Annotated in this window: 11 protein-coding genes; all 11 read left to right on the forward strand. The window is 40.6% G+C overall.

Annotated elements, in window-relative coordinates; translation table 11 throughout:
* Positions 1-1,543, forward strand: a 1,543-nt coding sequence (locus KKF75_03845; GenBank protein ID MBU4381323.1) for a topoisomerase DNA-binding C4 zinc finger domain-containing protein, incomplete at its 5' end; no start/stop codon positions are given.
* Positions 1,544-1,630: 87 nt separating this feature from the next.
* On the forward strand, positions 1,631-3,286 hold the full coding sequence (locus tag KKF75_03850; protein MBU4381324.1) for a CTP synthase: 1,656 nt from the start codon (positions 1,631-1,633) through the stop codon (positions 3,284-3,286).
* Positions 3,279-4,505 (forward strand): adenylyltransferase/cytidyltransferase family protein, encoded by a 1,227-nt coding sequence (locus tag KKF75_03855; protein MBU4381325.1) that lies wholly within the window; start codon positions 3,279-3,281, stop codon positions 4,503-4,505. Before KKF75_03850 ends, KKF75_03855 begins: the two co-directional genes overlap by 8 nt.
* Positions 4,506-4,508: 3 nt before the next feature.
* Positions 4,509-4,964, forward strand: a complete 456-nt coding sequence (locus tag KKF75_03860; protein MBU4381326.1) for an HIT domain-containing protein — start codon at positions 4,509-4,511, stop codon at positions 4,962-4,964.
* Positions 4,965-5,067: 103 nt separating this feature from the next.
* Positions 5,068-5,538 carry a competence protein ComE gene (locus KKF75_03865; GenBank protein MBU4381327.1) on the forward strand — a complete coding sequence of 157 codons (471 nt, stop codon included), beginning with the start codon at positions 5,068-5,070 and terminating at the stop codon, positions 5,536-5,538.
* Between the two features lie 122 nt (positions 5,539-5,660).
* Positions 5,661-7,226 (forward strand): hypothetical protein, encoded by a 1,566-nt coding sequence (locus KKF75_03870; GenBank protein MBU4381328.1) that lies wholly within the window; start codon positions 5,661-5,663, stop codon positions 7,224-7,226.
* A 32-nt stretch (positions 7,227-7,258) separates the two neighbouring features.
* Complete coding sequence (rpsB, locus tag KKF75_03875; GenBank protein ID MBU4381329.1) at positions 7,259-7,996, forward strand: 30S ribosomal protein S2; 738 nt, start codon at positions 7,259-7,261, stop codon at positions 7,994-7,996.
* Positions 7,997-8,007: 11 nt separating this feature from the next.
* On the forward strand, positions 8,008-8,460 hold the full coding sequence (gene tsf, locus KKF75_03880; GenBank protein ID MBU4381330.1) for a translation elongation factor Ts: 453 nt from the start codon (positions 8,008-8,010) through the stop codon (positions 8,458-8,460).
* Positions 8,461-8,470: 10 nt separating this feature from the next.
* Positions 8,471-9,025: a ribosome-recycling factor gene (locus tag KKF75_03885; GenBank protein ID MBU4381331.1), complete on the forward strand. Its 555-nt coding sequence runs from the start codon at positions 8,471-8,473 to the stop codon at positions 9,023-9,025.
* A 23-nt stretch (positions 9,026-9,048) separates the two neighbouring features.
* Positions 9,049-10,188: a M50 family metallopeptidase gene (locus KKF75_03890; GenBank protein ID MBU4381332.1), complete on the forward strand. Its 1,140-nt coding sequence runs from the start codon at positions 9,049-9,051 to the stop codon at positions 10,186-10,188.
* A gap of 94 nt (positions 10,189-10,282) precedes the next feature.
* The coding region (locus KKF75_03895; protein MBU4381333.1) for a helix-turn-helix domain-containing protein at positions 10,283-11,544 on the forward strand (1,262 nt) is incomplete at its 3' end.

The raw sequence follows: 11,544 nt of genomic DNA on the forward strand, positions 1-11,544 counted from the left end.
CGCGGTTAGGTTAATTGTAGAAAGAGAAAGAGAAAGAAAAGCTTTTACTCCACAGGAGTATTGGGGATTTGAGGGGGTTTTTGCCCTAAAAATTGTTGCTCAGCTTAAAAAAATCGATAACAAGGATTTTTTAATTGATTCGAAAGAAAAATCCGATCAAATCGTCACCGACATCAAACAATGTGAACACAAGGTGGCAAGTGTTGAGACAAAAGAAGTCAAAAAATACCCCCACCCACCTTTTACTACATCTACTCTGCAACAATCGGCTAGCAATCTCTATGGTTTTAGCGCTAAAAGAACCATGAGCGCGTCCCAAAAACTTTTTGAAATGGGTCTGATTACTTACCACAGAACTGACTCGTGTAATTTAGCGCCGGCATTTGTGGAATCGGCTCGAGCATACATCAAGACAACCTTTGGGGCAAATTTTATTCCCGAAAAGCCAGTTTTTTATAAAACTAAAGCCAAAAGCGCGCAAGAAGCGCATGAGGCGATCCGACCGACTCGGGCGGAAAATTCCAATTTAAGCAAATTAGTCAAATTAGACCAATTAGGCAAATTTGACCAAGATTTGGAAAAAATCTACAACCTTATTTGGCGAAGGGCGGTTAGTTGTCAGATGGTGCCAGCAGTTTACGATCAACGAACAATAAGAGTAGAAAGCAAAAAGAAGAAGATAGATTCAATGGGGTACTACCCCGCAGGGGTAGTACCCCCTAAAACGGAAGAAGCGAGGGAATATTTATTTGTAAATTCAGAGCAAGTGTTAAAGTTTGCCGGCTTTTTGTTTGTCTACCATTCTTCTGTCAATCTTTCGTCATCCCAGCTACTTTCTAATATCCAGCTTTTATCTTTGGGTCAGATTTTAAATCTGACCTCGCTCACTCCCTCCCAGCACTTTACGCAACCGCCTGCCAGATACCAGACTGCCTCCTTAATAAAGGTTTTAGAAGAGTATGGGGTGGGGAGGCCGTCAACATACGCCTCCATCATCACTACAATTGAAAGCCGAGGATATGTTTTGCGAGATGGGAGATATTTTTATCCTGATGATGTGGCTTTCGTGGTGGTCGATTTATTGGTGGCTAACTTTCCCGAAATTGTGGGGGTTAAATTTACTGCCGGTATGGAAGAAAATTTAGATAAAATAGCGCTGGGCAAACTTAAGTGGGTGCCGGTAATTAGGGAATTTTGGGATCCTTTTTTGGTGGACTTGACAAAAGCGGATGCCAATTTAAAAAAGACCGATTTTACAACTCTAGCTCAAACAGAGGAAAAATGTCCCGATTGCGGGGCAAATCTTGTTGTTAAACTAGGAAGATATGGCAAATTTCTTTCTTGTGGCAAATTTCCCGAGTGCAAATTTATGAAAGCGATTATAGAAGAAACTGGTCATTCATGTCCCGATTGTAAGGATGGGCGGGTAATTGTTCGCAGAACCAAAAAAGGCAAAACCTTCTACGGTTGTTCAAAGTATCCCGATTGTAAATGGGCGAGTTGGGACAAGCCTGTTACGGTAGAATCCCCTAAATCCCCTTAAAATCCTTTAAAGGAATTTAGAGGAAATTAGGGGAGTTTAAAGGTTAAAATTGTTGACTTTGGGTCGTGGTCAATGTAGTCTCGCGATATGAAAGATACTCTCCCGTTTAAAATAATTTTCGTTTCCGGTGGGGTTATTTCGGGTCTGGGAAAAGGGGTTACAGTGGCGTCTTTAGGCTCACTTTTGCAGGAAGCTGGCTATTCTGTCACCGCTTTAAAATGCGACATGTACTTAAATATTGACGCTGGAACGATGAATCCCTTGGAGCATGGGGAAGTTTTTGTAACGGTTGATGGTTTAGAGACAGATCAGGACTTGGGTCACTATGAACGATTTTTAAACATTAATTTAGGACGAAATAACTATGTAACACGGGGTCAAATGTACTGGAACATTTTAAATAAAGAACGCCAACTGGTCTATCAAGGCAAGTGCGTGGAAGATTTATATGAAATTCCGCGAGAATTTAGCCAAGTTATTGACAAATGCGCCAGAGAGTCAAAGGCTGACATAGTAATTGTAGAATTGGGAGGAACTGTTGGCGAATACCAGAGCGCTTTTATTTTTGAAGGGATTAGAAAGCTAAAATTAAGTTATCCTGCCGATATTGCTCTGGTTCATGTAGGCTACCTTCCGGCGCCCGCAGTTTTGGGGGAGTTAAAATCTAAACCACTGCAATCCTCTGTTATAGAACTATACCGACTAGGTCTCCAACCGGATTTTATTGTTTGTCGGGGCGAAAAATCTGTAGATGCTAAAAGAATCGAAAAAATATCCAATGCCACTGGAGTGCCTTCGGAAAATATTATTGATAACCCCGATCTAAATTCCATCTACAAACTCCCAGCATTGTTTAAAAAACAGTCATTTGACGACAAAATCTTACAAAAACTTTCGCTGGTCGCCCGCAAAAAGGGCAAATCTTTTTGGGAAAACTATCAAAAAAAGATGGAAATTTCTTTTGCATCCTCTAAGATAGTTAAAATTGGAATTATTGGAAAGTACCAAAAAACAGGGGATTACTTACTTGTGGATTCTTATGTATGTGTTGTAGAAGCTCTGCGTCACGCCTGTTTTAGTTTGGGTGTGAGGCTAGAGTTAGTTTGGATTAACGCGGAGGGGTTGGAAAATCAAAGAAATTTAAGTAATCTAGGTAGCCTAAGTGGGATCATTGTGCCACAAGGTTGGGGGAATCGCGGAAGTAAAGGCAAGCTTGTTGCCATAAAATACGCCCGAGAAAACAAACTGCCTTATCTCGGATTGTGTTTTGGCATGCAACACGCCGTAATTGAATTTGCGCGAACAGTTTATGGTTTAAAAGATGCCAATTCTACCGAGGTGGACTCCAAAACCCCTCACCCAGTGATTCATATTATGCCAGATCAGGAAGAATTGCTTAAAAAACAACAGTACGGGGGGACAATTAGGTTGGGGCAATGGCCCTGCAAAGTCTCTCGGGGGTCTCTTTTGGACGAGGTTTATGGGTCTCGCACAGTCTTGGAGAGGCATCGCCACCGTTACGAATTTAATAATAGCTACCGAGAAATTTTGACCAGTCGCGGGTTAATTATTTCCGGAACATCGCCCGATGGGAAAATTGTGGAAGCGGTGGAACTTTCTAAAAAAGATCACCCGTTTTTCTTGGGTGTGCAGTTTCATCCGGAATATCAATCGCGCCCTAAAACTCCGCATCCGATATTTGTGGGATTTATAAAAGCTTCTTTGGAAATTACCAATGACTAAATTAACAAACCTAAAACATTTATCCAAACAGATAACTTTGCTAAAACGCAGTGGTAAAAAGATTGTCTTTACCATTGGGGCGTATGACCTAATTCATTGCGATCATGCCAAATACTTACTGGAGGCTCGTTTGGCAGGGGATGTTTTAGTTGTAGGTTTGGAATCTAATAGGTCTCGGTATGACGAAAAGGGTTGGGGACATCCATTAATAGATCAACGAACCCGAGCCGAAATGTTATCTTATTTCTCGTTTGTAGATTTTATCTGCCTTGTACATAGAAAGCATGTATTATCAGTATTAAAATATGTTCGTCCTAATGTGTTTTACACTACTGCGCAAAATTGGAAAAGCGTCATAGGTCACGGAGAGGCAACTTACCTTGAAAATACAGCAACAAAAGTTATTAAAGTACCAAGAAGACTGCCGTATGTAGCAACTTCTACACTTGTTAAGAATATTGCCGACTTAAAACTTAAAGAAATAATGGAATACTTTTTTGGCAAGATAAAAATAGATCTTGCGAGAGGAGATTATTCTTTATCAACCTCTTTGCAACATAAGTCATCAGTTAGATCCGATATACTAAGATTTAATGCCAATTTTTCAGAATCGCTGTTAGGTCTGTTTTTTGTAGGTAGAGTTATTCCAAAGGCAACTTTGCAAGAATTAGGTGAGAGACTTCGCGCAGAGGGTAAAAAAATTGTCTTTACCGCAGGAAGTTACGATTTGTTACATGTAGGACACGCCCGATTCTTGCAAAAAGCGTCTTCGTTGGGTGATGTCTTAATAGTTGGTCTTCCGTCAAATGAACAGGTTCGTCAATCCAAGGGGCGGGGTCGTCCAATTGTTGATGAGATATCCAGAGCATCATTGCTTTGTCATTTACGATCTGTGGGGTACGCGGTAATTTTTAATGATCCTACGGTTTTAGAATGTTTAAGATTACTCAAACCTGATATATTTTATACGGTTGCGGAAGAATGGAACGAAGGGTATAAAGAAAGTTTAGAATATAAAACAGTTAAACAATATGGAGGCAAAGTTGCCCGTGTTTCCAGGCAGGCGCCGTATTTGTCGGCATCGGCAATCATAGATAAAGCTGCAGGTATCAGGATAAGAGAGGTCTTTAAAAAATTACTCGAGATAGCAAATGCTACCAATTGCTTTAGAGACAATGATTGGAAGCATAGCGAGTCGACAGATATCGAATGGAGTTAAGCTATGGATTATTCAAACTACAACGCTCGGACATATCAAGAATACTCTAAAATCTGGACTGCAACCGGCAAGTGCGTGTTTTGCGATTTAAAAGAAAAATATATTGCAGCCGAAAAAAATGGGATTGTTCTAACCGTAAATATCTTTCCTTACATAGACGGTCATCTGTTAATTATTCCTCGTCGTCACATCGAAGATTTTGACGATTGTAGTGATAAAGAGTGGAAAACTATCAAAGAGCTGTCCAAATTAGGAAAGAAGCTTTTAAAAAGAAGTTTGGGTGTTAAAGATGTCTGGTTTATCTATAGAATTGCTAAGGGGTTTGGGGCGCAAAAAACAGTTGCCCATGCCCATGCGCATTTAATTCCCTACAGCGAGAAATTGTTTAAATGGGAATTTCAGAAGATTGGTATAGCGCCAGAATCGTTAGCTAGTAAACTAAGGAAATTTGTCGGGTGACACCCCAAAACACCTGCCCGCAACGCTTCGCGTAGCGAGGCGGGCGGGGGATTCAAATGCCTTTAGGGGGTGTCACCCGAAAGAATTAGAAATTTAAATCGTAATGCCGGAAAACAGAGAACAAACCATAAAATACATGCAAATTGCTTGTAAGCAATGTGATAAATCCCATTGTGGCTGGAAAATTGGTGCCGTTGCCACAAGACAAGGAAAAATCTTAGCGAAGTCTTTTAATGAGACTTTGAAGGGTGAAAAATACTGCCAAGATGGACAATGTTACCGTAAAAAGTATAACTTGTCTGGTGGCAAGGAGATAGAAAAAGTTTGTTCCATTCATGCCGAGCAAAACATAATTGCAAGTTGCGCCAAGAAAGGAATTTCGCTTCACAATGCTACACTCTATATCAATGTTTTTCCTTGCTACATTTGCGCCAAGTCCCTTATCCAAGCTGGATTTAAAAAGGTGTATTATATGCAAGATTACGCTGGGAACGAAGCTTCAACTTTGTTCAAAAGCAATAATGTGATTTTAGAGAAAGTAGAGGAAGGGGAAGTTTGGAGTCAAAAACTCTAAATCCGAAACTCTAAATACTAAACAAATCTAAATGATCGAAATCCAAATTTCAAAACAAGTTTAGATCATTTGAATTTTGATATTATTTAGAGTTTAGATATTAGAAATTAGAATTTATCATCATGCAGTGGCCTATCTATTTTAAAGATCGTCTCGAGGTCTCAAATTTAAACTCTCCCAACGCTATCTGTTGCCTGTGGACTCCCAAAGAGCTAATCCGTTCCATGGTGGATTCTTCGCAATATGCGATTTTGGGTCAACTTTACACAAAAAAAGGCATTAACTACATTTTACGCAACATTTTGGCGAACCCTTTTATCACTCGAATCTATCTGGTTGGTAATGATTTGATGGGTTCTGGAGAGGCTTTATTAAAGTTTAAGCAGAATGGAGTTACAAGTGATAAGACGATTGTTGGGGAGAATGACATACAAATTGACAAAGAGATACCAGTGGAAGCAATCCACGCTTTTAGAAAGAATGTTGAGATTGTAGATTTACGAGGGGCAGAAAATCTTAAAGGATTAGGAAAGGCCTCCAAATCTTTTGGGGTGTCTCCCCGAAAAAAATGGAGAAAGCCGGAAATCTTCCCCGATCCACCCAAACCTCAAATAACCTCGTATCCTGCGGAAATTGGCTTAACAAAAATAGTTGCTACAACTATAGCCGATGGCTATGTTCAAGTTTTGCGTCATATTCTTGCGTTTGGCATTACCTCGCAACCGATGATCGGCTATGTTTCAGAAACCAGCAGTTCTCTCAAAGAGCTTCTTAATCTCTCGGTTGTCATCACCTCTGAAGATTCCCTCCTACGCCAAGGCTTCGGAGGGCAGGTCAAGGTTTTTAATTTTTCCTCAAGCGATTTAGAGAATTACTACAAAGGTTTTTTTAATTATAATCGAGGCACAGAAGATTATACCTACGGCGAGCGATTATTTAACTACGGTCATGATCAGATGGAGGACTTAAAAAAAGCCTACCCTTTCCTCAAAATTTCTAGATTTAATAAGCTCTTTCCCCATGGCGGATTTGATCAAGTGGCAGGAAGTATTGTGCGCAAACTGTCCAAATTTCCCTATGACAAAGGGGCAATTGCGCTACTTGGCAATGTAGCAAGCGATATTTTCCCCCAACGCCCGCCTAAAAAAACACCTTGTCTCTTTCTCATTCAGTGTCAAATTTATCAAGGAAAACTCAACCTCACCGCCTATTTTAGAAGCAACGATATGTACAATGCTTGGCCGTTAAACGCTTTTGCTTTAAGAAAACTGCAGGGCGAGATTTCTCAAAAACTTCACTGTCAGTTAGGACCGCTTATCACAATTTCCAATATGGCGCATATCTATGAGCATAATCTTGCCGACGCCCAAAAAATTGTCGATGCCAATTTAGACAAAACATTTTGCAGTTGGGATTCTTGCGGTAACTTTATTGTGGCTGTTGATAAATCCACGGTTGTTGTCAAATTGATCTCACCGGAAGGCAATACGGAGCTTAGGAGTTGGTCAATGGATGGTAAGGTACCCAATGCATCTCGTGAACTTTGTACCACCATCGAAAAAGACTTAGGCGTTTCCACAATTGGTAATGCGATGTATTTGGGAAGACAGTTGGAGCGAGCAGAAACAGCGGTAAAGTTGGGAATAGAGTATAGGCAGGATAATCCGCTAGAATTATTCACTTGCTAACTAACCATAATTTTGTTAATCTCCTAGGGTCTATGACTAATAAACCCAAATACACAATCCCTTCTCCCAGCGAAATGCTAACAGCCGGTCTGCATTTTGGTCATTTAAAAAGGCGCTGGCACCCAAAAATGGCGCCCTTTATTCATATTCAGCAAAACGGAATTCATATTTTTGATCTTTACAAAACCCACGATTTGCTTTTAAAATCTTGCGATTTTGCTTACGAATTGGCAAAGGGGGGCAAAAAGATTGTTTTTGTGGGAACAAAACTGCAAACGCAAGACATTCTAGACAGCGAAGCCAAAAGGTGTGGCGCTATGTATATTACTAAGCGCTGGTTAGGTGGAACTTTTACTAATTTTGCGGAGGTAAAAGCCAATCGCGACCGTCTAAAAAAGCTTAAAAAAGATCAAGAAGCTGGTCTTTTAACAAAATATACCAAAAAAGAAAGGCTGTTAATTGCTCGCGAAGTCAACAAGTTAAGAGGTTATCACGAGGGGACTTTACTTATGGACGAGCTTCCGGGCGCTATTTTTGTGGTAGATGCTAAGCGCGAAAAAACGGCGGTAAAAGAAGCCATAGAGTGCGGTGTTCCAGTGATAGCTTTAATTGATTCCAACACCAATCCCTCGGGGGTAAAATATCCCATTCCAGGAAATGATGATGCCATAAAGGCAATAACTATTGTTGTTAAAGCCATTGCCGACGCAGTGGAGGTGGGGTATGGGGAATATGCCAAAGCAAGCTCAAAAAACAAAGTTCAAATTTGAATTTATATACCATGGACATTACAATTTCTCAAATTAAAACTCTACGAGAATTAACTGGGGCGGGTGTTGCCGATTGTCGCCACGCCTTGGAAGAATCCAATGGTGACATCAAAAAAGCGCAAGAATTGTTGTCCAACGAAACATCAATCAAGGCAGAAAAAAAGCAAGACCGCGAAATAAAAGATGGATTAGTGGTAAGCTATATCCACGGCAATGGCAAAATTGGGGTTTTGCTCGAAATGGGTTGCGAGACCGATTTTGTTGCTAAGACCGCGGATTTTGTCACTCTGGTGCATGAAATTGCCATGCAGGTTACTGCCATGGATCCCGCCAACTTGGAGGAGTTGCTCGAACAAGATTACATTCGCGATGGAAGTAAAAAGATCAAGGATTTAATATCAACAGTAGTGGCAAAAACTGGAGAAAATATCAAAGTTGGGAGATTCGTAAGATACGAGATTTAAAGAAAAAAACATGAAACCACAGGAATTTCAACATAAACTAAACACAGCTTTTGATCACCTTATAGAGGATCTCTCCGCTATTCGTGGCAATCGCGCTCAAACCTCACTAATCGAAAACATCAAAGTGGACGCTTACCCAGGATCCTCTCCCTTAACCGTAAAGGAATTGGGATCAATTATAGTGATTGGCGCGCAAATGCTGGCGGTAGAGGTTTGGGATGCCACAATTGCCGATAGTGTTGCCAAGGCAATTTTGAATTCGGGCACGGGTTTAAATCCTGTTGTTGATGGCAAAATGATTAAAATCCCCATTCCGCAGTTAACCGGCGACAGAAGACAAGAACTGGCAAAATTAGTCAGTCAAAAAGTGGAGGAGGCAAAAATAGCCGTGCGCAATATTCGCCATGACGCTTTTGGCGCTATAGAGGAGCAAAAAGAAAATAATGTCCTATCCGAAGACGAATACTTTAAACTTAAAAAAGATTATGATGAGATGGTGGGGGAGATTAATACGAAATTGATGGCGAAAGGGAAGGAGAAAGAACAGGGGATTCTTAATATCTAATTAGAAATTAGAAATTTTTTCCAATGCTAAATTTATTACCATTTATCATATTTCTAATAATCTTATCTTTACTTATACTCGTCCACGAGGCTGGTCATTTTATTGTCGCTATTAAATCCGGGATCGCCGTTGAGGAGTTTGGCTTTGGTATTCCTCCTCGCATTTGGGGCAAAAAAATTGGCAAAACAATTTATTCTTTAAATCTATTTCCTTTTGGCGGATTTATCAGAGTTAAGGGAGAAGATTTGGAAGACGCTTCGACAACAGAGCGGGATAATGACAGCTTTGCCCACAAAAAGCCTAAAATTAGGGCTTTAGTACTTGTGGCAGGTATTGTTATGAATATTATTCTTGGGTCATTATTGTTTCAAGTGGTTCTAATGTCCTCAAACTATGTCAGCAGTCCCTTAATGCTTTTTACATCCGAGAGCAAAAAGTTTAAATTCCCTTTTGGTAGCGAAAAAGTTCTTTCTACTGTAATAACCTATGTTCAAGAGGGTAGCCCCGCGGAGAAAGCTGGGATTACCTTTGGGGATTTTATTAAGCAAACTAACATAAATAGCATTACGGATTTGCAAGGTTACTTGGGAGATAAGGGAGATAAGGAAGTATTTTTAACAGTTGGAAACCTAAACGACAATACTACTCGTATTGTCGCCGTAACCCCACAGTTTGATGAGAAAGCGGGGCGGGCAGTAATTGGTGTAGGTCTTGATTCGGTTGCTCTTATCAGCTATCGGGGTTTGCAAAAACCTCTGGCTGGGTTTTTGCATGGGGTAAATGTTACTCTTTATTCACTTGACACATTTAAAGGTTTGTTTAGCACCTCTATTAAAGAAAAATCGTTAGAACCTGTATCGGCTGGGTTTTCGGGACCTGTGGGAATCTTTGGGGTTGTAAGCGCCGTGGTTGACCTTGGAGGAACCAGGGCGATACTATCCCTTACCGAACTTACCGCTCTTTTAAGTTTTTCCCTAGCCTTGTTTAATATTCTGCCTCTGCCAGCGCTAGATGGTGGTAGGCTACTTTTTGTTGTTGTAGAGGGAGTTACTCGCAAAAAAGTTAATCCAAAAATAGAAGCTACTATCCATAAAATTGGGATGCTAGTTTTATTGGTTCTTATGGTTGTTATAACAGCAAAAGACCTCTTTAGTCTCCGATAGATTTTCCGCTTGACAATAGGTGTAAAATCCTCACATAATATAGGCATGCTTTCGTGATACTTTTTATTATAACTAAAGCAATAGAAAGCATAGAATGATGCCTGCCCGCAAAGACCGAAAAGACAAGAAAAAAACCTTTCATAAAAAATCAACTTTTGTTCCACCCGTACCCAAAATTGTCTATTCCTTGCAACTTAACGAGGTTTGTAATATTTTAAAAGCTTCGGCATCCACAGTTAGAAGATGGGAAGAGGAGGGAAAGATAACTTCTCAAAGAAACTCCTTGGGGAGAAGAATTTTTAACCTTGCCGAAGTTAAAAAGTTTGCCACTACCCTTAAAAACGAAAGAGAATCTCACAAATTCCAGTTGGAGCAAAAGAGACAGAAAAGAATCAAAAATGCCATTGTCGCAAAATCCACCATTCCTAGTACATACGCCCCCCCTGTTTTGGCAGTTGCCAAAAAGCGTCCCTCCACAGTTTTTGGATTGCGAAACTTCGTTTTTGCTACTTTGGTGGGAGCAATAACCCTTTTTGTCTTCTATTATTTAGGGTCTCGTCCAGCTACCATTAACCAAGTAATCCCAGAAATTCCAGAAGTGTTTGATAATGGAGAAACAAAAGGGCCTTATACCGCGGGGGGTGTGGAACAGACACAAAACATTGGAGATATTGTGGGGGTTAAAGTCAGTAAAACCGGTGAGGTATATTTTTACGAAGATGTAGAAGCCTTAAAAAAGATTACCGCCGAGAGTTTAAAGGTTACCCAAGATGTTGAGATTAATCATGATTTAGCAATTGGCGGCATGTTGTGGGTTACAGGTGACTCGTTCTTTCGTAGAAATGTTGACATACAAGATGACTTAATAATAGGTAATGACATAGATACAGATACTTTGTACTTAAATGCCAGAGTGGCGGATGACATACTTCCTAAAACGACGGATCTCTATTCCTTAGGCTCGCCAACATTTGAATTTCAGAACCTCTACATTGGCGGAGTTGCTCATATTGATAATTTAACTGTAGATGAGTCACAAACTGTGACAAACGATTTGACAGTGGGGGGAAATGCCACAATAGCGGGCAATGTCGGCATCGGGACTACCTCGCCAACCGTAGCTTTAGATGTGATCGGTGCCGGTAAATTTTCCACCAACCTCACGGCCTCAACGGGCAATATCACCTTGGCGAACATCTCTGGCAACACCACTATCGGCAACGCTACGGGAACTTTGACCTTGCACGGAGCGACCACCTTGGATAACACTTTTACTGTTTCGGGAAACAATCTCACTTCTCTTGGTGGAAACTTAACGGTCAGTGGTACTGCTTGGACCGCCACACCAACAATATC

It is taken from the genome of Patescibacteria group bacterium (assembly GCA_018896215.1).
Taxonomy (GTDB): domain Bacteria; phylum Patescibacteriota; class WWE3; order 0-14-0-20-40-13; family 0-14-0-20-40-13; genus JAHINB01.

Coding starts and splice junctions, on each gene's coding strand:
- KKF75_03850 (MBU4381324.1), top strand. CDS start 1,631: ATGAAAGATACTCTCCCGTTTAAAATAATTTTCGTTTCCGGTGGGGTT.
- KKF75_03855 (MBU4381325.1), top strand. CDS start 3,279: ATGACTAAATTAACAAACCTAAAACATTTATCCAAACAGATAACTTTG.
- KKF75_03860 (MBU4381326.1), top strand. CDS start 4,509: ATGGATTATTCAAACTACAACGCTCGGACATATCAAGAATACTCTAAA.
- KKF75_03865 (MBU4381327.1), top strand. CDS start 5,068: ATGCCGGAAAACAGAGAACAAACCATAAAATACATGCAAATTGCTTGT.
- KKF75_03870 (MBU4381328.1), top strand. CDS start 5,661: ATGCAGTGGCCTATCTATTTTAAAGATCGTCTCGAGGTCTCAAATTTA.
- rpsB (MBU4381329.1), top strand. CDS start 7,259: ATGACTAATAAACCCAAATACACAATCCCTTCTCCCAGCGAAATGCTA.
- tsf (MBU4381330.1), top strand. CDS start 8,008: ATGGACATTACAATTTCTCAAATTAAAACTCTACGAGAATTAACTGGG.
- KKF75_03885 (MBU4381331.1), top strand. CDS start 8,471: ATGAAACCACAGGAATTTCAACATAAACTAAACACAGCTTTTGATCAC.
- KKF75_03890 (MBU4381332.1), top strand. CDS start 9,049: ATGCTAAATTTATTACCATTTATCATATTTCTAATAATCTTATCTTTA.